Origin of the sequence: Winogradskya humida, assembly GCF_016862215.1 — a bacterium.
GTDB classification, from domain to species: domain Bacteria; phylum Actinomycetota; class Actinomycetes; order Mycobacteriales; family Micromonosporaceae; genus Actinoplanes; species Actinoplanes humidus.
This window is the reverse complement of sequence record NZ_BOMN01000078.1, coordinates 1-21,363: the sequence shown is the minus strand read 5'-3', so window position 1 is coordinate 21,363 and position 21,363 is coordinate 1. Positions and strand designations below refer to the sequence as shown.

General features: G+C 70.6%; 19 protein-coding genes. 13 read left to right on the top strand and 6 right to left on the bottom strand.

The annotated features are described in order from the left end of the window. Positions 1 to 14 precede the first annotated feature (14 nt). The 4 genes from Ahu01nite_RS27850 to Ahu01nite_RS27835 are packed head-to-tail and all read left to right on the top strand — an operon-like array spanning position 15 to position 3,915. Positions 15 to 548: a hypothetical protein gene (locus Ahu01nite_RS27850; RefSeq protein WP_203839607.1), complete on the top strand. Its 534-nt coding sequence runs from the start codon at positions 15 to 17 to the stop codon at positions 546 to 548. Between the two features lie 13 nt (positions 549 to 561). Continuing rightward, entirely contained in the window at positions 562 to 1,074 is a 513-nt protein-coding gene (locus Ahu01nite_RS27845) for a 2'-5' RNA ligase family protein (protein WP_203839606.1), read from the top strand. A gap of 15 nt (positions 1,075 to 1,089) precedes the next feature. After that, on the top strand, positions 1,090 to 1,740 hold the full coding sequence (locus Ahu01nite_RS27840; protein WP_203839605.1) for a class I SAM-dependent DNA methyltransferase: 651 nt from the start codon (positions 1,090 to 1,092) through the stop codon (positions 1,738 to 1,740). Between the two features lie 3 nt (positions 1,741 to 1,743). Beyond that, on the top strand, positions 1,744 to 3,915 hold the full coding sequence (locus tag Ahu01nite_RS27835; RefSeq protein ID WP_203839604.1) for an FUSC family protein: 2,172 nt from the start codon (positions 1,744 to 1,746) through the stop codon (positions 3,913 to 3,915). Between the two features lie 372 nt (positions 3,916 to 4,287). Here Ahu01nite_RS27835 and Ahu01nite_RS27830 read toward each other — a convergent pair whose 3' ends face one another. Beyond that, positions 4,288 to 5,814, bottom strand: coding sequence for a sensor domain-containing diguanylate cyclase (locus tag Ahu01nite_RS27830; RefSeq protein ID WP_203839603.1), 1,527 nt, complete (start codon positions 5,812 to 5,814; stop codon positions 4,288 to 4,290). 140 nt (positions 5,815 to 5,954) lie between these two features. Between Ahu01nite_RS27830 and Ahu01nite_RS27825 the strand changes: the two genes are divergently transcribed. After that, positions 5,955 to 7,319, top strand: coding sequence for a UDP-glucose dehydrogenase family protein (locus Ahu01nite_RS27825; RefSeq protein WP_203839602.1), 1,365 nt, complete (start codon positions 5,955 to 5,957; stop codon positions 7,317 to 7,319). 43 nt (positions 7,320 to 7,362) lie between these two features. On the opposite strand, the gene Ahu01nite_RS27820 is transcribed toward Ahu01nite_RS27825, so the two are convergent. Next, complete coding sequence (locus Ahu01nite_RS27820; RefSeq protein ID WP_203839601.1) at positions 7,363 to 8,031, bottom strand: copper homeostasis protein CutC; 669 nt, start codon at positions 8,029 to 8,031, stop codon at positions 7,363 to 7,365. Between the two features lie 157 nt (positions 8,032 to 8,188). Here Ahu01nite_RS27820 and Ahu01nite_RS27815 point away from each other — a divergent pair, with 157 nt between their 5' ends. Then, on the top strand, positions 8,189 to 10,660 hold the full coding sequence (locus Ahu01nite_RS27815; protein WP_203839600.1) for a LamG-like jellyroll fold domain-containing protein: 2,472 nt from the start codon (positions 8,189 to 8,191) through the stop codon (positions 10,658 to 10,660). 334 nt (positions 10,661 to 10,994) lie between these two features. Here Ahu01nite_RS27815 and Ahu01nite_RS27810 read toward each other — a convergent pair whose 3' ends face one another. After that, positions 10,995 to 11,342, bottom strand: coding sequence for a winged helix-turn-helix transcriptional regulator (locus tag Ahu01nite_RS27810; protein WP_203839615.1), 348 nt, complete (start codon positions 11,340 to 11,342; stop codon positions 10,995 to 10,997). Positions 11,343 to 11,390: 48 nt separating this feature from the next. Between Ahu01nite_RS27810 and Ahu01nite_RS27805 the strand changes: the two genes are divergently transcribed. From Ahu01nite_RS27805 to Ahu01nite_RS52055, 4 genes are all read left to right on the top strand, one after another. Next, positions 11,391 to 12,278 carry an NAD(P)-dependent oxidoreductase gene (locus tag Ahu01nite_RS27805; protein WP_203839599.1) on the top strand — a complete coding sequence of 296 codons (888 nt, stop codon included), beginning with the start codon at positions 11,391 to 11,393 and terminating at the stop codon, positions 12,276 to 12,278. Positions 12,279 to 12,520: 242 nt separating this feature from the next. Continuing rightward, the gene (locus Ahu01nite_RS27800) at positions 12,521 to 12,916 is read left to right on the top strand and encodes a hypothetical protein (protein WP_203839598.1); all 396 of its coding nucleotides are present in this window, start codon (positions 12,521 to 12,523) and stop codon (positions 12,914 to 12,916) included. Between the two features lie 126 nt (positions 12,917 to 13,042). Next, the gene (locus Ahu01nite_RS27795; RefSeq protein WP_203839597.1) at positions 13,043 to 14,437 is read left to right on the top strand and encodes an OFA family MFS transporter; all 1,395 of its coding nucleotides are present in this window, start codon (positions 13,043 to 13,045) and stop codon (positions 14,435 to 14,437) included. Then, positions 14,434 to 14,544, top strand: coding sequence for an MFS transporter small subunit (locus tag Ahu01nite_RS52055; protein WP_438874835.1), 111 nt, complete (start codon positions 14,434 to 14,436; stop codon positions 14,542 to 14,544). The genes Ahu01nite_RS27795 and Ahu01nite_RS52055 overlap by 4 nt, the downstream gene beginning before the upstream one ends. 215 nt (positions 14,545 to 14,759) lie before the next feature. Here the strand turns inward: Ahu01nite_RS52055 and murJ are convergent, their stop codons facing one another. Beyond that, complete coding sequence (gene murJ, locus Ahu01nite_RS27790) at positions 14,760 to 16,307, bottom strand: murein biosynthesis integral membrane protein MurJ (protein WP_203839614.1); 1,548 nt, start codon at positions 16,305 to 16,307, stop codon at positions 14,760 to 14,762. 140 nt (positions 16,308 to 16,447) lie between these two features. Here murJ and Ahu01nite_RS27785 point away from each other — a divergent pair, with 140 nt between their 5' ends. Both Ahu01nite_RS27785 and Ahu01nite_RS27780 read left to right on the top strand, forming a co-directional pair. After that, on the top strand, positions 16,448 to 17,311 hold the full coding sequence (locus Ahu01nite_RS27785; RefSeq protein WP_203839596.1) for a methyltransferase domain-containing protein: 864 nt from the start codon (positions 16,448 to 16,450) through the stop codon (positions 17,309 to 17,311). Between the two features lie 15 nt (positions 17,312 to 17,326). After that, complete coding sequence (locus Ahu01nite_RS27780; RefSeq protein WP_203839595.1) at positions 17,327 to 17,815, top strand: GNAT family N-acetyltransferase; 489 nt, start codon at positions 17,327 to 17,329, stop codon at positions 17,813 to 17,815. A 69-nt stretch (positions 17,816 to 17,884) separates the two neighbouring features. Here Ahu01nite_RS27780 and Ahu01nite_RS27775 read toward each other — a convergent pair whose 3' ends face one another. Together Ahu01nite_RS27775 and Ahu01nite_RS27770 are read right to left on the bottom strand one after the other, a co-directional pair. After that, on the bottom strand, positions 17,885 to 18,478 hold the full coding sequence (locus Ahu01nite_RS27775; protein ID WP_203839594.1) for a DUF3455 domain-containing protein: 594 nt from the start codon (positions 18,476 to 18,478) through the stop codon (positions 17,885 to 17,887). Positions 18,479 to 18,640: 162 nt separating this feature from the next. Further along, positions 18,641 to 19,456, bottom strand: coding sequence for a hypothetical protein (locus Ahu01nite_RS27770; RefSeq protein WP_203839593.1), 816 nt, complete (start codon positions 19,454 to 19,456; stop codon positions 18,641 to 18,643). 403 nt (positions 19,457 to 19,859) lie between these two features. On the opposite strand from Ahu01nite_RS27770, the gene Ahu01nite_RS27765 reads away from it, so the two are divergent. Then, positions 19,860 to 21,363: ferric reductase-like transmembrane domain-containing protein (locus Ahu01nite_RS27765; protein WP_203839592.1), on the top strand; the 1,504-nt coding region annotated here is incomplete at its 3' end.

Genomic DNA, 21,363 nt, shown 5'->3' with positions numbered 1-21,363 from the left:
ACGGGGGAGGAACGATGACGGCGATCGTGGGGCTGGAGTCGAAGGGGAAGGTTTTCATCGGTGGGGACAGTGCCGGGGTGGCCGGGCTGAGTCTGACCGTGCGGGCCGATACCAAGGTTTTCCGCAAGGACAGTTACATTTTCGGGTTCACGACGTCGTTCCGGATGGGGCAGCTGCTGCGGTACTCGCTCGCGCCGCCGTCGCCGATCGGGAACCTTGATGCGTTCATGGCGACCACGTTCGTCGATGCGTTGCGGGACTGTCTCAAAGCGGGTGGGTGGGCGACGAAGGAAAGCGAGCGGGAGGTCGGGGGCACGTTCCTTGTCGGGGTGCAGGGGCGGCTGTTCACGGTCTATGACGATTATCAGGTGGCTACCGCCGCTGACGGGTTCGCGGCGGCCGGGTCCGGGGATGAGATCGCGCTCGGGGCGCTCTACGCCACCGCGGGGATCGGGCTGAAGCCTCGGAAGCGGGTGTTGCGGGCATTGACGGCGGCGGAGCGGTTCAGTGGTGGCGTACGCGGGCCGTTTATCTGCTTGAAGGGGTGAATATCTTTAGCGTGTGGTTGCCGCGCTTGAGCTTTATCTCGACACCGATACGACCCGCAGGCTGAAGACGCTGTGGCGTGCCCTGGAGGCGGAGGGCATCCCGACCATGGGGTCGCTCAACGAGCGGCACCGGCCGCACGTGTCGCTGGCCGCGGCCCGCACGATGGAGCCGGCGGCGGTGGCCGGGGCGCTCGACGGGATGGCGGTCGGGCGGGGGCTGACGCTCGACATGGATTTCGCGGGGCAGTTCGTCGGGCGGGTGCTGTGGCTGGGCATCGTGCCGACCGCCGCGCTGCTCAACCACCATCAGGACGTGCATGACCGGCTGGTGAAGGGCGGGGTCGAGGTCTGGGATCAGTACGCCCCCGGGCGCTGGGTCCCGCACTGCACCGTCTCCCTGCGCGTGCCGAACCCCATGATGGCCCCGGCGATCCGGCGCTGCCTCGAGATCCTGCCGCTGAAGGCGCACGTCACGGGGGCGGCGCTGACCGACCACGCCAACGACATCTCCCACCCGTTGAGTTGAGCCGAGAGGGGTGGCGTGGACGAGCTCCGGGACACCTACGACACGATCGCCGCCGCGTACGACGAGCAGCTGCGAGACGAGTTGTCTCATAAGCCTCTCGACCGGGCGCTGCTGACGGCGCTCACGGAGCTGGCCGGCGAGGGCACGATCGCGGACGTCGGGTGCGGGCCCGGGCACGTCACGCGGTTCCTGGCCGGGCTGCACCCCGACGTCCTCGGCGTCGACCTGTCGCCGGAGATGATCGCGATCGCCCGCCGCCACGCGCCGCGGATCCCGGGCACGGTGGCCTCGATGCTGGCACTCCCGGTGAGGGACGGTGCCTGGGCGGGCGCGGCCGCGATGTATTCGATCATCCATCTCGGTGCGGCCGAGCGGGTGCGGGCCTTCGCCGAGCTGGCCCGGGTGCTGCGGGACGGCGCCCCGCTGCTGGTGGCCTTCCACATCGGCGACGAGTCGGTGCACCTGACGACGTGGTTCGGCGCGGACGTCGACGTGGACGTGCACTTCCTCGACCCCGCCGCCGTCCGGGCCGACCTGGTCGCCGCCGGCTTCGACATGGTCGCCGAACTGACCCGCGAGCCCCTGGACCCCGCCGAGTTCCCGAGCCGCCGCGCGTACCTGATGGCCATGATTCACAAACCGGGCGGAGCGTGGCAGGGTCCTTAAGCTGTGACCTCTCCGCACTCCTGGCCGCCGGTTTCCTGGCTGCCCCTTTCGTGGTTGTCGCGCTCCTGGTGGGAGAGCCGCGATCCGCAGCTCTCTGCCGTGCGGCGTGCTGCCCGCGTCACCCTGGTCGCGTGCCTGGGCTTCTACTTCTGCCGGTACGCGCTGAGCAGCCCGGCGATGGCGCCGTACGCCTTGTTCGGGACCATCGCTCTGGGAATGTTGTCTCAGATCCCCGGAAATGCGAGGCAGCGGGCCCGGACCCTGCTCGCGGTGCTGCCCGTGACGTGGGTGCTGATCACGCTCGGCACGCTGCTGTCCGTGTCGAACTGGGCCGCGGCCGCCGGGATGTTCGTGCTCGGCTTCGCCGTGACGTTCGCCGGCGTCGGCGGGCCGCGGCTGGTCGGGCTCGCCACCGGGATGCAGCTGCTCTACATCCTGCCGTGCTTCCCTCCGTACGACCCGGGTGTGCTGCCGGAACGCATCGCCGGGGTCTCCCTGGCCGTCGTGCTGCTGGCGGTCGCCGAGGTGGTGCTCTGGCCCGGCCCGCAGCCGGTGCCGTACCGGGAACGTCTCGCCGACGCCGTTGACGCCCTCGCCGGTTGTCTCGCCGCCATCGCCGACCACTGGGACGGCGACCCGCGCGGCAAGGAACGGCTCGCCGCGCTGCTGCCCGACGCCACCGAAGCCGGCGACGCGCTGAGGCCCTCCCGGCTGCCGGTGACCCAGCGGCCCGCGTCGGCGGGACGGCGGGACCGGGCGCTGAGCTCCGCCTCCGCGACGACGCGGCTGGTCCTGGGCCGGGCCGTCGACCTCTACTTCGCCGACGACCGGGACGCCGTGAGCCTGCCCGCCGCGGCCCGGCTGCTGCGCGAGACCGCGTCCTGCGCCTCCGCCGCCGGGGCGTGGCTGCGGGGTCAGGGCGAGGTGCCCGACACGGACCGGATCGCCGGGGCGCTGGCGCGTTTCCGGGCCGAGCGGGAGGCCGGGGACCCGACCGGGGTGGCACCCGAGCGGCTGCGTCTGGGTTCACTCGCGTTGAGCCTGGGGGAGTGGACCAAGTCGCTCGTGACCGAGCTGCGGATCGTCGCCCGGGCACCGCTGCGTGCGGACGTCCAAGGCCCCTATTGGTACGCGTCCCGCCCGGCACCGTCGCTCTGGTGGCACCGGCTGCGCGAGAACCTGACCCCGCGCTCGGTCTACTTCCAGGGTGCCCTGCGTCTCGCCGCCGCCCTCGCCGTCGCGCGCCTGCTCGCCGGGGAGCTCGACCTGTCGCACGGCTTCTGGGTGCTGCTCACCATCCTGACCGTGTTGCGCACCTCGGCGGCGGAGACCCGTTCCGCACTACGCCCCGCCCTGACCGGCACGGTGATCGGCTCGCTCGCCGCCGCCGTGCTGCTCGTCTACGGCACCGACCCGACGCTGTACGCGATCGCCCTGCCCCTGGTCATGTTCATCGGTAACGCCGCCGGCCCGCTGCTCGGGCAGGGCTGGGCGCAGGCACTGTTCACGCTGGTCATCACGCTGGTCTTCGCGCAACTGGCCCCCACCGACTGGCACCTCGCCGAGGCCCGGGTGCTGGACGTGGCGGTCGGTGCGCTGGTGGGCGTACTGATCGGCTTGTTCGCCTGGCCCCGCGGCGGCTCGGGCGAACTGCACCGCGCCACCGCCAACTTCCTCGGCGCCTCGGCCGGCGTGGTCCGCGAGACGGTCGCGACGCTGTCCTCGATGACGCCGCCCGGGACGGCCCTGCCGCTCGCCCGGGAGCAGGAACGGCTCGCCGAGGCTTCGTACGCGCTGTACCAGAGTGAGCGCCACGCGGTGGCGAGGCTGGACTGGCAGGCCACGCTGATCGCGGGCAAGCACGCCGTACGCGGAGCCGAGGCCCTGCTGCGTGACTGCCCCACCGGCCGGCTGCTGCCCTGCGCCGCCCTGCTCACCCTGGCCACGACCGACGTCGCCGGCCGCTTCGAGGCGACGGCCCAGGCCATCCGTTCCCGGGAGGTCCCACGGACACCGGACGACCCCGCTCCCGACCTGGGCTGGCCCACCGACCTGGGCCGCGACCTCTACCACCTGGCCGACCTCCGCGTCTGGCTCGACGGCCTGCGCGACGACCTCACCCGCGTCACCGGCCGCCCCGAACACCAGGGCCCTGTCCCGGTCCCGCTCGCCTGACCCCGTCGAAGTCGAGCCGCAGCTCACTTCAGGGCGGGAAGCGACTTCGGCCGGCTCGACCGAGCAGTTGAAGATGAGTCGTGACTCAGCTTGGCCGGACGCTGCAGCCTGCGGGGGTAGGGCGGCAAAAATGAGTCGCCGCTCAGCTTGGCGGGGCGCTGCGCCCCCGCGTTGTTGAGGCGCTGAAGTCGAGCCGAGGCTCATCTTGGGGTGGGCCCGGCTTCGCTCTGACGGTAAAAGTGAGTCCCCACTCAGCTTGGCAGGATGCGGGGGCCCTGCATTGTTAAGGCGCTGAAGTCGAGCCGAGGCTCATCTTGGGTGGCGCAGCTTGGCTCGACGGTGAGGCCGATGCCGGCGACGTAGCGGGTGGGGTCAGCTGAGGGCGACGCCGCCGCCGGCGCGTTTGATGCGGTACATGGCGGCGTCGGCGCAGCGCATGAGGTCGGCGATGGTGGTGGCGTCGGCGGGGAAGAGAGCGATGCCGATGCTGACGCCGATGGCGATGGGCTGGTCGTCGACGGTGAAGGGTTCGCAGACGCGGGCGTGGATGCGTTCGGCGATGGTGATGGCGGATTCGGCGTCGGGGTCGCCGGTGAGGAGGATGGCGAACTCGTCGCCGCCGAGGCGGGCGACGACGTCGTGGTCGCGGATGGCGGACTGCATGCGTTTGCTGACCGCCTGCAGGAGGGCGTCGCCGGCGTGGTGGCCGACCGTGTCGTTGACCTTCTTGAAGCCGTCCAGGTCGAGCAGGAGCAGCGCCATGCGGGTGCCGCCCGCGGTGGAGGTGGCGAGGTCGCGGTCGGCACGGTCGAGCAGGTGGGTGCGGTTGGCCAGGCCGGTCAGGGCGTCGTGGTAGGCCTGGCGGGTCAGCTCGGCGACGTGCTTCTCCTCGGCCTGGCGCATCCGGGCGCCGTCGAGGATGAGGGCGCCCTCCATGGCCATCTGGTGGGCCAGGGTGCGGTCGCGGCTGGTCCAGTGCCGGGGGCCGTCGACGTCGCCGCAGACCGCGACGCCGACCGGGCCGGCGGGGGACATCAGCGGGATGGCGATCAGGGAGCGCAGGCCCATGATGTGGGCGATGCCGCCGGGGCGGACCTCGGAGCCGGTGATGTCGTCGATGAGCAGCGGGCCGTGGGCCTTGCGGGCGGCCTGCCAGATCGGTGACTCCTCGGCGAGCTGGCCGATCATGCGGCTGTGCAGCTCGTCGTTCTTCTCGGCGGTGAGGCCGATGCCCGCGACGTAGCGGATCCGGCCGTCCGGGCCGACCAGGTGCACCGCGGCCTGGGAGGTGCGGAACGCGTCGGCGGTCACCCGGGCCAGGAGCTCGCCCGCAGCCTCGATGGTCCGGGCCTGGGCGCCCTCCTCGAACAGTGTGCGGATCGTGTTCGTGGCGTGGGTGACGAACTGGCGGTGCACCTCGGCGGCGAGGACCTGCAGGGTGGCGGCGAGCTGGAGGGCGACACCTGCGGCGACGCTCTTACGCAGTGAATCGAGAGAGTCGCCGGTGAGGACGAGGACACCGAGGGTCTGGCCGCCCATCCGCAACCTGATCGCCGTACGTTCGCCTGCCCGCACCGGGGGACCGCTCGCGGCGACCCGGAAGACCTTGCCGGCGACCATCGGGTCGTCCTTCGCCACCGGTCCGCGGCCGGCGGCGACCCGCAGGCTGCCGTCGTCAGGGTCGAGGGTGAAGACGGTCATCGCGCGCAGCCCGCAGGGTTCACCCAGGCTTCGCTCGATGATTTCGAGGACGTGGTCCAGCGACGGGATGTTACTTGCGGTGACCTCGACGAGTTCGCTGAGCAGAAGGTGCTGCCCGTCGGTCGCGGGCCACGACGAAACCACGGCGGTGTCGCCGTTTGCTTGCGTAGCGCTGCGCAGGGTCACGAAATCAAGCATCGGCAGACCCGGCGGCGTGTTGAGGGCTCCACCCATGGATAGTCCGGGGCACAGCCGGTGCGGGTGCGGATGACACGACGGATTACCGTCTCTCCCGACCGGTCACCGGGAGGCCGGTCGCGACGAGAGGGAGTGCGGCTATGAAGGTGTGCGTCGTCGGAACCGGCTACGTGGGTCTCACGACCGGCGTCTGCCTGGCCTTTCTCGGGCACGACGTCACCTGCGTCGACCTCGACCAGGCGAAGGTCGACCTGCTCAGCGGGGGTAAGTCGCCGATCTACGAGCCGCACATGGACGCGCTGCTCGCGGACGCGTCCGAGCGCCTGCACTTCACCACCGACTACGGCAGCGCCGTGCCGGACGCCGAGGTGGTCTTCATCGCGGTGCAGACGCCGTCGCTGCCGGACGGCAACCCGGACCTCAAGTACCTGAGGTCCGCCGCGGAGAGTGTCGGTGCGCACATCGGCGGTGACTTCACCGTCGTCGTGAACAAGTCGACCGTACCCATCGGAAGCAGTAACTGGGTCGACTCGATCCTGCGCGAGTCTTTCGAGCGGACGAACGAGCGCCGCAGCGACGGCGAGTTCTCCGTCGCCTCGAACCCCGAATTCCTGCGTCAGGGCGCGGCGATCCTGGACACCCTTTACCCGGACCGCGTGGTCGTCGGCTCGGACAACCCCCGCAGCCTCGACGTGCTCAACCGCCTCTACCGCACCCTGCTGAACCAGACGTTCACCCCGCCGACGTACCTGCCGCGCCCGGCCGAGATGGGCGCCGTGCCGATGGTGTCCAGCGACCTGGCCTCGGCGGAGCTCATCAAGTACGCGGCGAACGCGTTCCTGGCCCTGAAGATCAGCTTCGCGAACGAGATCGGCCAGCTCGCCGGCCGGGTCGGCGCCGACATCACCCAGGTGACCCGGGGCATCGGGCTGGACACCCGGATCGGGCCGCGCTTCCTGCAGCCCGGCATCGGCTGGGGCGGTTCCTGCTTCGGCAAGGACACCGCGGCCCTGATCGCCACCGCGTCGGAGTATCACCACGACATGCCGATCGTCACAGCTGCGCGTACGGTCAACCAGCTCCAGCGCCGCCTTGTCGTGGACCGGCTCCTCGAGGAGCTGCGCATCCTGAAGGGCCGCCGGATCGGCCTGCTCGGGCTCGCCTTCAAACCCGACACCGACGACATGCGGGACGCCCCGGCCCTGGACATCGCCCGGATGCTGATCGACCGCGGGGCCCGGATCCGCCTGCACGACCCGGTCGCCGCCGACCGTTTCCGCCGCGAGCAGCCCGACCTCGCGCCGTACCTCGCCGACGACGTCGCCGACGTGTTCGACGACAGCGACGCCGTGGTCCTGGTCACCGAGTGGGCGCAGTACCTCGACCTGGACTGGGGAAAGTTCGCCACCAGCATGCGCAAGCCGGTCATCCTCGACGGCCGGCACTGCCTCGACCCCGAGCGCCTCACCCGCCTCGGCTACCGCTACCTCTCGATCACCCGGTAACGGCCGCCCCGTGGAGGCCGGCGCGGGAGCGCCGGCCGTGGGGTCAGCCGATCGCGTCGCGCCAGAGGCGGACGAGGTCGGCGTCGACCGGGGCGTGCCAGCTGCCGCCGGGGCGGACGGCGCTGCCGGTGTGGAAGGCGCGCACCCCGGCATCCCGTAGCGGGGCGAGGTGCTGCTGCCGCAACCCGCCGCCGACCAGCAGCGGCGGGGTGGCGGACGCCTCGGTGAGCAGCGTCCCGAGACCGTTCTCGACGCCCTTGGGGCTGCCGGCGGTGAGGACGCCGTCGAGGCCGGGCAGGCCGTCGAGGGCGGACCACGCGGCGGTGCGGTCGGTGGCGTGGTCGATGGCGCGGTGGAAGGTCCAGCTGCAGCCGTCGATGGCCGCGAGGACGGTGGTCACCGCCGGGAGGTCGACGTTGCCCGCTTCGTCGAGGAAGCCGAGGACGAACTCCGAGGCTCCGGCTGAACGCAGGGCCACGGCGGCGTGGGTGAGGGCGTCGGGGGCGCTCAGGGCGTACCCGTCGTGGTCTCGCAGCATGACGCGGACCGGGAGGTCGGTCGCGGCCCGGACCGACGCGAAGGTCTCGACGGCGGGGGTGAGGCCCTGGGCGCTTATGTCGGCGACCAGCTCGAGCCGGTCGGCGCCCCCCGCGGTGGCGGCACGGGCGTCGGCGGCGCTGAGCGCGATGACTTCCAAGATCGATTCCGGCACGCGCGCATCGTCCCATATCTGCCTGGGTGACCCGGGCCACCTGTAGGTGGATGTTCAAGCATGTCCATCTTTCAATAAAAGTGCCGCGTAATCTTGACGTTACGTGAGCAGCGTTGTTGAAATGTGTGAGCTCCCACCCCTCGAAGGGAACTCGCGCATGATCAGACCTCTTGCCATGATCGCCGCCGCCACACTTCTGGGAACCGTCATCGCCTCGCCCGCCCAGGCCGCACCCGAGTGGCACAAGGGCATCCCGCCCATCGCGACACCGTGGACCGCCCAGGTTGGACCGTCCAACGCGCTGCCCGAGTACCCGCGCCCGCAGCTTGTGCGGGACAAGTGGCAGAACCTCAACGGCGTGTGGGAATTCGCCAAGGCCGAGACCGGTCAGGCGGTGCCCGCGGGCCAGTCGCTCGGCGAGCGCGTGCTCGTGCCGTACCCGATCGAGTCCGCGCTCTCCGGCATCCAGCGGCACGAGGACCGGATGTGGTACCGCCGGACCTTCACCGTCCCCGCCGGCTGGAAGGTCGGGAGCGGTCAGCGGCTGCTGCTGCACTTCGGCGCGGTCGACTACGACGCGAAGGTCTACGTCAACGGCACGCAGGTCGCCACCCACCGCGGCGGTTACGACGGCTTTGACATCGATGTCACCACGGCGCTCAAGGCCACCGGGCCGCAGGAGCTCATCGTCTGGGCCGAGGACCTCACCGACGCGACCGGCCAGCCGATCGGCAAGCAGCGCCGGACCAGCGACCGCGGCATCTTCTACCAGGGCAGCTCGGGCATCTGGCGCACCGTCTGGATGGAGCCTGTCGCCGCTGCCGCCGTCACCGATCTGGGGCTCACCCCGGACCTTGCCGGCAAGTCACTCAGGTTGACAGTCAATGTTGATTCCCATCAACCATTGACTGTACGGGCTACAGCACGCACGAACGGTCGTGTCGTCGGCAGCGTCACCGGCGCCGCGGGCACGGAGCTCAAGGTTCCCGTCCCGAACGCCCACCTCTGGACGCCGGACGACCCGTACCTCTACGACCTCGACGTGACCCTGCTCAGCGCCGGCCGTACGGTCGACACCGTCAAGTCGTACTTCGGCATGCGCGAGATCGGCACGAAGAAGGGCGCCGACGGCAAGCTCCGGATCGCGCTCAACGGCAAGATCCTGTTCAACATGGCCACCCTGGACCAGGGCTTCTGGCCGGACGGGCTGAACACCGCACCGACCGACGCGGGCCTCAAGTTCGACCTGCAGCAGCACAAGGTCATGGGCTTCAACGCGGTCCGCAAGCACATCAAGGTCGAGCCCGACCGCTGGTACTACTGGGCCGACAAGCTGGGCCTGCTGGTCTGGCAGGACATGCCGGCCGCGAACACCGGCCCGATCCCCGCGGAGTGGCGAGGCCAGTTCGAGGCCGAGCTGCACGAGCTGGTTCGCGAGCACCGTAGCTGGACCTCGATCATCGCGTGGGTCCCGTTCAACGAGGGCTGGGGCGAATGGGACCGCGCCGCCACCGGGCGCATCGCCGACGAGGTCAAGGCCCAGGACCCGAGCCGGCTCGTCAACGCGCACAGCGGCGTCAACTGCTGCAACTCGCACGGCGACTCCGGGCGCGGCGACGTCATCGACCATCACCAGTACCTCGGCCCGGCCACCCCGGCGCCCGACGCCACCCGGGTCTCCATCGACGGCGAGCACGGCGGGTTCGGGCTCAAGGTGTCCAACCACATGTGGTTCGGTGACGGGCAGGCGTACGAGATGGAACCCGACTCGGCCACCCTGACCGCCAAGTACGTCGCGAACCAGAAGGCGGTCATCGGCTCCGCGCAGTCCTGCGGCATCAGCGCGGCGATCTACACCCAGATCACCGACGTCGAGGGCGAGCTCAACGGCTTCTGGACGTACGACCGGCAGGTGGCCAAGATGGACCTCGCCCAGGTCAGAAAGGTCAACAAGGAGATCATCGCCAAGGCCGACGGCAGCGCCGCCAACACCCCGCAGCCGCCGCCGGGCACTCCCGGCCTGACCGGCATCGCGTTCTACCCCTTCGACGGCACGACCGAGGACACCGCCGGTGATCACGACGCCACGCTGACCGGTGGTCCGGCCTACGGGGAGGGCAAGAGCGGGCAAGGCCTCACCCTCGACGGCTCGACTCAGTACGCCGACACGGGCGCCCCGGTGCTCAACACCGCCTCGGACTACACCGCCTCGGCGTGGGTGAAACTCGACAAGGCCGACGGCGCCTTCCAGACCGTGGTGAGCCAGGACGGGGCCAGCAACAGCGACTTCTTCCTGCAGTACTCCGGCGCCGACCAGCGGTTCGCGATGAGCTTCGCGGGCGTCCGCGCCCTCGCCCCCGCCAAGCCGGTCGTCGGCCAGTGGTACCACCTCGCCGGCGTCCGCGACTCGGCGAAGGGCGAACTCCGCCTCTACGTCGACGGCCAGCTCGCCGGCTCGGTCAGCGCCTGCACCGCCCAGGCCGCCCCCACCGGCAACACGGTCATCGGCCGCGGCAAGTACGGCGGCAACCCGGTCGACTACCTCGACGGCACGGTCGACCAGGTCCACCTCTACGACCGCGCACTGTCGGCGACCGAGATCGCGTCCCTGTACGCCTCGGGCAACTAGGAAACACCGCACACCGGCCGGTCGCAGCACCATCGCGACCGGCCGGGCCCGGTCTCACCCGCGGTCTCTGTCGCGCTCGGGCTTCCCCGCCGGTCTCACCCGCGGTCTCTGTCGTGCTTCGGCTTTCCCCGCCGGTCTCATCCGTGGTTTCCGTCGTGCTCGGGCTTCCCCGCTGGTCTCATCCGCCGTCTTCGCCGCGTTCCGGCTTTCCGCCGGGCGTGGCGTTGCTGCAGCAAGGGTGCTTACGGCGGCCGGGACACCGAGGCCGTACCCACCTTTTTGTGGGTACTTGCCGGGCGGGACCGTGCGGCCGCAGGCTGGGTGCGGGTGGTGATCACGATGGCCGGGACGCGGCGAGTTTCTCCAGACGACGATGGCCCCAGTGGGAAACGGGTGCCAGCGCCTCAGACAGTTCGCGACCTGATGTGGTCAGGGAGTACACGGTCTTGAGGGGCCGGACGTCGTGGACCTCGCGGTGGACGAGCCCGTCGGACTCCATCTCCCGCAGGGTCTGAGTCAGCACCTTCTCGGTGAGTCCCGGCACCCGCCGGCGTAGCTCACCGGGGCGCTGCGGTCCCGGTTCCAGCAGCCAGAGCAGCATCGTCTTCCACTTGCCGTCGATCACGGCGATCGCGGCGGTCACCCCGCAGACGTTCGGGTCCTGGGCCCGGCTGCGCGTCATCGTCACCCCATTCATTGTGAAATAACACCATTGTGGAGGAGCTCAAGCATGACCCCACTTACCGGCGAGTCTGCCGTCACCGTGCTCGGCCTGGGGCCGATGGGTCGCGCACTGGCGGGGACGTTTCTGCGCGCCGGCCTGCGTACGACGGTGTGGAACCGCACCGTCACCAGGGCGAAGGAGCTGGCCGACCACGGCGCAGCCGTCGCCCTCTCACCGGCCGAGGCGGTCGCCGCGAGTCCGGTGACCGTGGTCTGCGTGGTGGACTATGACGCCGTGGACGCCATCGTGCGGCCGGACATCGTCGCCGGGGCGCTGCGGGGACGCACGCTGGTCAACCTGACCGCGGACACTCCGGGGCGGGCCCGGGACACGGCGGACTGGGCGGCCGGGCACGGCATCGGGTATCTGGACGGCGCGATCATGACACCGGCACCGACCATCGGTACGCCGGGCGGCGTGTTCCTGCACAGCGGTCCCGAGGAGCTGTACCGCCGGTCGACGCCGGTGATGGAGGCCCTGGGCGGAACCCACACCCACCTCGGGGCGGACCCGGGCCGGGCTGCCGCGTACGACATCGCCCTGCTCGATGTCTTCTGGACCGCGATGGCAGGTTATGCGCACGCGCTGGCACTGGCACGAGCCGAAGGGGTCACCGCGCGAGAGCTGGCACCGTTCGCCGCCGGCATCGCCGCGATCCTGCCACCGATCTTCGAGCAGGCCGCGGCGGACGCGGACAGCGGCCGGTTCCCCGGAGTGGTCAATCCGATCACCTCGGCGGTCGCTTCCATGGCGCACGTCATCCATACGTCCGAGGCACACGGCATCGACGCGGGCGTCATGCGGGCAGCGGAAAGCCTGGCTCGCCGTACCATCCGACGGGGGTATGGCAGCGACGGCTTCCTGCGTATCTCCGAGATGCTCGCCGCCGGCTGACACCTCCGGTAGCGGTGTGGGGGCGGCCGGGATCGTGTCGCTGTGCAGCTCAGGCAACTGATCGAGACAGGTCGGTAGCTGATCGAGCGCCGGGCCGGGCGTGGCAGTGCCGCGCCCGGCTTGAGTGTCTTTCGCCCCGCCGGCTGTGTCAGGCGGTCCTGCAGCAGACGGGCGGGGGCGCTAACTTGATTCGCCGTGGCGACGTCACGTGGTCCTGACGGGTTCGGCGGAAGGAATTCTTCGTGGGCGAGGTAACCATCTGCAGCAGTTCGAAGTACTACGGCGTGGTGCAATCGCTCGCCGGGAAGCTGGCCGACCGGCAGGTGGTGGTCAACACGCCGAGGTTCGATTTCGACGAGGAGATCGTCGAGGTTCCGGCTGCACAGAAGTGGGCTCTCACCCACGAGTTCCTGGCGAAGATCCGCCGCTCCGCGTGCATCTACGTCGTGGCGGAGGGCGGGTACACCGGGCGCAGCGTCTGCATCGAGACCGGGTTCGCGGCCGCTCTGGGCATTCCCGTGTTCATCTCGGAACGGCCGGTGGAGGAGGCGGTCAACGCCTTGGTGCGGGAGGTCGTCAGCGTGGGCGATGCCCCTGACTTTCTCACCGGGTTGCTGGGCTCCGGCGAGCGTTCGTGACCCGCCCGGCCGGTGCCCTGGCAGCTCGCACCGGCTCTGGTGGAGAAGTAATTGTTGCGGGGAGTTTCCACCGGGTAAATGATGTGGCTCTATGGATCATGCACGCCGGGACCTGGAGGCATAGTCATGTTGTCCGCGTTGGATCGCAGTCGTTCCGTGGCGCCGCCGGGGTTCAGCCGGTGGCTGATCCCGCCGGCGGCGCTGGCCGTTCACCTGAGCATCGGGCAGGTGTACGCCACCAGCGTCTACAAGAACTCGTTCATCTCGCACTTCGACTCGAGTGCGACGTCGGTCGGCGTGATCTTCAGTATCGCGATCGTGATGCTGGGGCTGTCCGCGGCGGTGGGTGGCACCTGGGTCGAGCGCAACGGGCCGCGTAAGGCGATGTTCGTCAGTGCGTGCTTCTGGGCGGCCGGGTTCCTCGTCGCCGCGCTGGGGATCAGCACGAAACAGCTGTGGCTGGTCTACCTCGGGTACGGCGTGCTCGGCGGGATCGGGCTGGGGATCGGGTACATCTCGCCGGTGTCGACGCTGATCAAGTGGTTCCCGGACCGGCCCGGGCTCGCGACCGGGCTGGCCATCATGGGGTTCGGCGGCGGTGCGCTGATCGCGAGTCCGCTGTCACGTCAGCTGCTGTCGGCGTACGACTCCGGTTATGACCCGAATGTTGCGACGTCGGTGGCGTCCGGCGGGTCTCTGGTCGCGCTCTTCCTGACGCTGGGTATCGGCTACTTCGTGCTGATGATGTTCGGCGTGCTGAACATCCGGGTGCCCGCCGACGGGTGGGTTCCCGAGGGCTTCGACCCGGCGACGATCAAAGCCAAGCCGCTGGTCACCACGGCCAGTGTGTCGGCCGCCAACGCGATCAAGACGCCGCAGTTCTGGTTGCTGTGGGTGGTTCTGTTCTGCAACGTGACCGCGGGTATCGGCATTCTGGAACAGGCCAGCCCGATGATCCAGGACTTCTTCCGCGACGGTACGGGTGGCAAGTCCGCGGTCGCCGTCGGCGCGGCGGCCGGCTTCGTCGGGCTGCTGTCGCTGTTCAACATGGCCGGCCGGTTCGCGTGGTCGTCGACCTCGGACGTCATCGGCCGCAAGCGGATCTACATGGTCTATCTGGGCGTCGGCATGATCCTGTACGCGCTCCTGGCCTCGGTCGGGCACTCCGCGGTGGCGCTGTTCGTGCTGCTCGCGGGCGTGATCCTGTCGTTCTACGGCGGCGGCTTCGCGACCATCCCCGCGTACCTGCGGGACATGTTCGGCACGTTCCAGGTCGGCGCCATCCACGGCCGGCTGCTCACCGCCTGGTCGGCGGCGGGCGTCGCGGGACCGCTCATCGTCAACGGCTTCCTCGACTCGCAGGGCAAGCCCGGCACGCTGACCGCGTCGGCGTACCAGCCCGCGTTGTTCACCATGGTCGGCGTCCTGGCGATCGGCTTCGTCGCCAACCTGCTGGTCAAGCCGGTAGCGGAACGCTTCCACGAGGCGAAGCCCGCGGAGCAGAAGGAGGCCGTCGCATGAGGTCCACCCCGTCGATCCGCCTGATCCTGTCCTGGGCCCTGGTCACCGTCCTGCTCGGGTACGGCATCATCCAGACCGCCATCACCGCGGCCAAACTGTTCAAATAGACGCGATTGCCCCACGGGGAGGTAGCGACCGGCCGGTCGCCACCTCCCCGTTGCCGTTGAGGCCCCCGGTCATCACTGACGACACGAGATGTGTTGTGCGGCCTGCTTCCGCGCCGGGTTGGCCGGGCGGGGAGGGTTGGCCGGGTGGGCCGGGTCGGGTGGGCCGGGTCGGGTCGGGTGGGCCGGGTCGGGCGGGTTGACCGGGTGGGGCAGGGTCAGCTCGGGCGGAGGCCGCTGAGGGCGGTGGTGGCGAGCTGGCGGAGCTCGGTGAGGCGGACCAGCCGGGCGACCGCGACGTAGGCGGCGGCTCCGGCAAGGCCAGCTGCGGCGAAGGTGATCAGCGGGTTGACCAGTGGGGTGAGGAAGTGAGCCGCGAGCGCGGCGATCAGGCCGGCCGTCCCGGCGGCGACGGCGACGCGGGCGTGGGTGCGCAGGAGGCGGTGGCCGTCGATGCGGCCGAGGCGGCGGCGCAGGGTGATGGCGGCGGTGAGCAGGCCCACTGTGTAGGCGGCGGCGTAGGCGAGCGGGATGGCGATGACGATGTCGGCGCGGGGTAACAGCCAGGTGGCGGTGAGGCAGCCCGCCACGCCGACGGTGCTGACGGCGGCGGTGATCAGGGCGGGGGTGCGGGTGTCCTGGAGGGCGTAGAAGCCGCGTTGCAGGATCATGTAGCCGGTGAAGGGCACCAGGGCGACGCCGAACGCGGCGACCACGGCGCCGAGCAGGGCGATGGCGGGGGCTGAGCTGCGGCCGTGGGCGTACATGAGGGTGGCGATCTGCGGCCCCAGGACGAGCATCGCCGCGGCGACCGGGGCCAGGGCGACGACGGACAGGCGGACGGCGCGGGACAGGTCGTCGGTGATCAGGTGCAGGTCGCGGCGGGCGGCGTTGCGGCTGAGGCGGGGGAGGACCGCGGTCATCACGGACAGGGCGATCACCGCGAACGGCATCTGGAACACCGCGAGGGCGTTCTGGTAGGTGCTGATCCCGCCGGGGCCGCTGACCGACGCGGCGCGGGTGGCGACGGCCACGAGGATCTGCGCGGCGATCACCGAGACGAGCACCCAGCCGCCGAGCCCGGCGATGCGGCGGATGCCGATGCCGCGCGGGTCGAGGCGGGGGCGGAGCGTGAAGCCGCTGCGGGCCAGTGCGCCGACCACCAGCGCCATCTGGGCGAAGACCCCCGCGGTGGTGCCGATGCCGAGCAGGAGCAGGTGGGCGGTGGTCAGGGAGCCGGTGCCGGTGGTGCCGCCGATCACCAGGTAGGTCAGGCCGACGGCGATCACGATCAGGCTGTTGACCAGCGGTGCCCACATCGGGGCGGCGAACCGGCCGCGGATGTTGAGGACGGCGCCGGCCGTGGCGCTCACTCCGTAGAACAAAATCTGGGGCAGGAAGAAACGGCTGAGGACGACGGCCAGCTCACGCTGGTCAGCGGAGAAACCGGGGGTGTACGCCTCGACGAGCCACGGCGCCGAGAGCATCGCGACGACGGTGACGGCGCCCAGCCCGTACACCATGAGGGACAGCAACCGGTGCGCGTAGCTGACCCCGTGGTCCGGCTCGCTCAGCGCGGCGCGGGCGAGCAGCGGCACCACCACGCTGGCCATCGCACCCCCGATGACCAGCTCGTAGACGGCGTTGGGGAGCGTGTTCGCGACGTTGTAGCCGTCGAGCAGCCGGCTGCCCAGGCCCAGCGCGGAGGCGAGCACGACGAGGCGGACGAAACCGGCCGCCCGGGAGGCCAGCGTCGCCACCGCCATGCCCCGCCCGGCCCGCCCGATCGAGGAATCCGCTGCCATGCCACCTTCATAGCCGGTCCCCGCAAGAGCGCGGCCGGCTCCAACCAGCGCGCGGAGCCGGTCACTGCGAGTGCCCGGCCGGTCCCCGCAGGTGCGCGCGGGTGGCGTACGTGCTGGAATGCGACATGGACGAGTGGGCGAGCTGGCTGCTGGGACGTCGTGACGGTGGGGACGCCGGGGTGCGGGCGAGTTTCGCTCCCGCGCTGGCCGGGTTTCGCGACGGGGTGCTCGACCGGGCGCGGATCGGCGCGGGGGACACCGTGCTCGACGTCGGGACCGGGACCGGGCTGATCGGGCTCGGCGCGCTGGAGCGGGTCGGGGCGGACGGGCGGGTGATCTTCTGTGACGTCTCGGCCGACCTGCTGGAGTCGTGCCGGCGGGCGACGGGGGACGACAAGCGGTGCGGGTTCGTGCGGGCCGCCGCCGACGCTCTGAGCCCGGTCCATGACGGGTCCGCCGATGTGGTGACGACCCGGTCGGTGCTGATCTACGTCGAGGACAAGCCGGCGGCGTTCGCCGAGTTCCTGCGGGTGCTGCGGCCGGGCGGGCGGCTGTCGATCTTCGAGCCGGTGAACGGGTTCGGCACGCCGGGGCTGTTCGGGCTCGACTTCGGGCCCGTCGCCGAGCTGGCCGCGCGGGTCGTCGCGGTGTACCCGAGGATCGAGGCGATGATGGGCTTCGACGAGCGTGACCTGCTGCGATGGGTACGCGAGGCCGGGTTCACGGGCGTCACGATGGACTACCGGGCCGAGGCCGACGTCGAGGGGCCGCCGATCGCCGACTGGCCGGCACTCAAGCGCACCGCCCCGAACCCGCTCGCCCCGACCTACGCGGAGGCGATCGAGGCGGCGCTGACGGCAGGGGAAAGTGCGCAGCTGGACGCGTACCTGGAAAAGGCAGTCGCGGAGGCCACACCGACCCGCCGCACCGCCGCGACCGTCTTCCTGGCCGCGGTCCGTCCTTGAACTAGGCTGCCGCGCGTGACTGACACAACGGGGGAGATCGCGTTGCGGGAGATCCGCGACGAGGACCTGGACGTCATCTTCGACCAGATGCGCGACCCGGTGGCGGTGCGGATGGCGGCGTTCACCGCGGACGATCCGGACGACCGGGCCGAGTTCGACGCACACATGCAGAAGCTGCGGACCAGGCCGGACATCAACGTGCGGGCGATCACCGTCGGCGGGGAGCTCGTCGGGACGCTCGGCAGCTTCGCGGTCGGCGACGACACGGAGATCACGTACTGGCTGGACCGGGCCTGGTGGGGCCGGGGGATCGCGACGCAGGCCGTGCGCCTGCACCTGGCGGCCGTCCCGGTGCGGCCGATCATGGCGCGGGCCGCCAGCGACAACGCGGGCTCACTGTCCGTCCTGCGCAAGGTGGGTTTCCGCAAGATCGGAACAGAGGTGGCGTACGCGAACCAGCGCGGCGAACGCATCGAGGAGACCGTCCTGCTGCTGGACGACTAGCGAATAGATGCCGGTGCCTCCACCGAACTGGGAGGTGAAGGCACCGGCATCCGGCCCCTCAGAAATGTCTCAGGATTTCTTGAAGAACCGGTACACGGCCTGGTACTTCACCGCGGTGGTGTCGCCGGGCACGCAGGTCGTGGCGGGTGCCACGCCGCCCACCGTGCCGAGTCGCTGGATGTAGGTGACCCCGCCGAAGACGCCGGTGCCACGGGTCGTCGCCGCGGTGACGAGCAGCTGCGGGATGCTGCCGGGGGTGTCCGAGGGCGCCGAGACCGGGGTCTTGCCCTCGACGAGGGTGCCGTCCTCGTCGGACTCCCAGCTCGGGCCGCGGAAGTGCAGCGCCGTCGCAGGCCTGACCGGCTTGAGATTGAGCCCGGCGAGGGTGGCGGCGGGTTCGGTCAGCGTCCACGCTCCGGTGGCGCAGCCGTAGATCTGGACGCCCTTGGCCTTGAAGACCGCGGTCAGCGTGTTGCCGGGCGGCGGCACGAGGCCGGCCGGGACCGGGGGCGGGCCGCCGAGAAAGCTGTCGGCGGCGGACAGCTTGGTCGCGGGCTGGGGTGCGGGGGTTTCTCCCGCGAACGAGACGCCGGTGGTGATCCCGGCGAGCGCCAACGCGGTGGCGCCCACCGCGGCTGATATGCGGACTGTCCTGGTGCTCACAGCACTTCCTCCACAGTGGTTGCGCCGGACCCACGATAGGGCTACCGAGCGCGACGGTCTCTTAACTGCACCTGAAGATTGGCGCAGGTTTACCGCAGGAATTCGTGGAGGAAGATCGCATACCACCGATGGACCGCAACGGACGGTAAGTGCGGGGGACCCCTATCTCGTCGGATAGAAACCGGTCGGGGGTTCGGCGTACCGGGCCGCCGCCGCTCGCTGGCGGGTACGCAGGCGCAGCAGCAGGGCCACCCCGACGAAGACCAGCAGGGCGCCGACGATCACGCCGGGTAGCAGCAGGCTCGGGGGTCCTCCTTCCGAGGCGGCCGGTACGGCGTTGAGGTCCTCGCTCTCGTCGGGTGCGGGAGCCACGCCCGCTTCCTCGGTCGGATCGTCGGTGGCCGTCTCCTCGGCGGTCTCCGACGGTGAGGGGCTCGGCGACGGTGACCCGCTCGGTGACGGCGACTCGGTGGCCGCGGGTTCCTGCCCGACCACGGGACTCTGGCCCGTCGCCTCCTGCAGCAGCGTGCCCTGCGCGGTGAAGGCCTGGGGCTGGAAGGTGACCCGGCCCGTGTCGGCGTCGTCGCCGAAGCTCACCCGGTAATTGGCCGTGACGGTGCTGCCCCGGCAGAGCTGCCCCGGGTCGACCTGGACGTCGGTGATCCGGGCGACCTTGCCCGCGTTCTCCCGGCGGGTGGCGAACTCGCCGTTGTTCTCGATCCGGCTGACCGTGACGTCGCCGAGGTCCGGGCCGTCCACCTGGAGCAGCAGCGCCCAGCGGACCTTGATGCAGCGCCGTTTGTCCGAGGACACGACAACGGTCAGCGCCCTGCTCTCGGCGCCCGCGCCAAAGGTCGCGGGCAGTTCGGTGATACGTACCTCGAAGCCGGGCTCGACCGCGGAGGCCCGGCCCGGAAGCGCGAATGTCGCCCCCGCGACGGCCAGCACGATCGCTACCAGGGCAGCGCGATGCCGCACAGCAATCAGCTCCTTACGGAATGTATTTATCGTGCCTCGCACGTGAGGTAGTTCGGCGCTACGGCGCGAAAGGTTCAGGTGACACGCCGGAACCACTCGGATAACACTTTATTTTTGCCTTAGCCCCGGGTTTCAACGACGTGTCTTCGCAGGTCAGCGCGCCTGTGCCCGGAAAGGTTGCCCGGAGCGGGAAAAAATTGCCGCAAAGAACTTCCCGATCGTTCATCCGATCCTGCCCGCGACACGTAGATGGGGGAGGGCAGGGACCGGAGTGAACGCACGGTGAGAAAGGCAGGAGCTACCGGAACCACCCGACAGTAACGAGCGCGGGGCACCCCCCACGGATGCCGGCGACCGTCAACGCCCACGACGGATGCCTTACCGCTGCGGAGAACGAGGAGCTATGGCCCGGACGAAGATGAAAGAACGAGCCACCAGTCGTGTGGACGTCGAGATGGGTGCCACCGGTGGTCGCACACCACCGTCGAAGCTCACCGTCGCGCTGCTCGGGACCAGCGTCCTGGCGGTCGTCTGGGCCTTGATGATGATGATCCCCGCGGGGCGCGTCGCGTACGTCTACATCTTCAGTTACTCCGAGTTCTACATGGGCGTGCTCACGCTCGTGTCGCTCTCGATCACGATCATGGTCGGGCTGGTCTCGACGGACCGCCTGGTGCTCTCCATCCGCCAGCGCCTGCTGCTGCAGTCGACGCACCGCACCACCGGCACCATCGCCGTCGTCTCCCTCTTCATCCACATCTGGACGAAGTACGCGATGGGCAAGATGCAGTTCATCGACGCCTTCATCCCGTTCCTGAACCCGGGCAAGCCGCTGTTCATCGGCTTCGGCACGATCTCCGGCTGGATCATGGTGCTGGTCATGTGGACCGGCTTCGCCCGCGCCAAGTTCATCGGCCGCGGCAAGCCGTGGATGTGGCGGGCGCTGCACAGCGTCTCCTACCTCATGTGGCCGATCGCCATCCTGCACGGCCTGAACGCCGGACGCCCCGGCGCCACCTTCGTCGTCGTCGGGTACGTCCTCTGCGTGCTCGTCGTGCTCATCGGCCTCGCCGTGCGGATCGCGGTCAGCCTGAACCGCCGCAAGGACTTCGCCTCCCAGCAGGGCACCGCCGGTGGCGGTGGCACCGGCGGGATGAGCCCCGTCGGCAAGATGGGCTCCTCCGGTGTGATCGGTGGCAAGGGTCGTGGCCGTGCCCGCGGCGGCGACGACGCCATCGTCTCGGACCGTGGCAACGCCGTGCAGACCTGGAAGCCCGCCACGCCCCGGCCGGCCGCCGGCGCGACCTCCGAGCAGCCCGTGATCAAGCCCGCCGCCGCGGAGGCACCGCCCGTGCCCGCCGCCGCTCCGGTCGATCCCGCCCCGATGGCGGTCCCGGTCGCCGACGAGCGTGACGAGCGCCGCCCGCGCCGCCGCCCCGACGATGAGGAGCGCGCGGCCCGCCGCCGCGACTTCGACGACATGCCCACCCAGCGGTGGGAGTTCCAGGACGAGGACGACATGCCCGCGCGCCGCCCGCGCCGGGACGACGCCCCCGCCCCCCGCCAGCGCCGCGGCGCCGACGACCGCTTCGACGAGCCCACGGGCGCGATGTCCCGCCGGGCCCTGGAAGAAGGCCTGCGCCGCTACGAGGACGAGGACGAGATGCCCGCCCCGCGGGCCCGCCGCCGCGACGACGCCTACGAGGACACGGCGAGCCGGTCCCGCCGCTTCGCCGAGGCCGGGTTCGACGACGAGCCGGCCCCGCGCCCCCGGGCCCGCCGCGTCGCCGACGAGGACGACATGCCCGCCCCCCGTCGCCGCGTCGTGGACGAGGACGACATGCCCGCGCCGCGCCGCCGGGTCGTGGACGAGGACATGCCGATGCCGATGCCGGCCACCCGTGGCC

Bases quoted from the DNA above. Each gene is read 5' to 3' on its own strand.
- Ahu01nite_RS27850 (WP_203839607.1), top strand. From the start codon at position 15: ATGACGGCGATCGTGGGGCTGGAGTCGAAGGGGAAGGTTTTCATCGGT.
- Ahu01nite_RS27830 (WP_203839603.1), bottom strand. From the start codon at position 5,814: ATGCTTGATTTCGTGACCCTGCGCAGCGCTACGCAAGCAAACGGCGAC.
- Ahu01nite_RS27825 (WP_203839602.1), top strand. From the start codon at position 5,955: ATGAAGGTGTGCGTCGTCGGAACCGGCTACGTGGGTCTCACGACCGGC.
- Ahu01nite_RS27815 (WP_203839600.1), top strand. From the start codon at position 8,189: ATGATCAGACCTCTTGCCATGATCGCCGCCGCCACACTTCTGGGAACC.
- Ahu01nite_RS27810 (WP_203839615.1), bottom strand. From the start codon at position 11,342: ATGACGCGCAGCCGGGCCCAGGACCCGAACGTCTGCGGGGTGACCGCC.
- Ahu01nite_RS27805 (WP_203839599.1), top strand. From the start codon at position 11,391: ATGACCCCACTTACCGGCGAGTCTGCCGTCACCGTGCTCGGCCTGGGG.
- Ahu01nite_RS27795 (WP_203839597.1), top strand. From the start codon at position 13,043: ATGTTGTCCGCGTTGGATCGCAGTCGTTCCGTGGCGCCGCCGGGGTTC.
- Ahu01nite_RS52055 (WP_438874835.1), top strand. From the start codon at position 14,434: ATGAGGTCCACCCCGTCGATCCGCCTGATCCTGTCCTGGGCCCTGGTC.
- murJ (WP_203839614.1), bottom strand. From the start codon at position 16,307: ATGGCGGTGGCGACGCTGGCCTCCCGGGCGGCCGGTTTCGTCCGCCTC.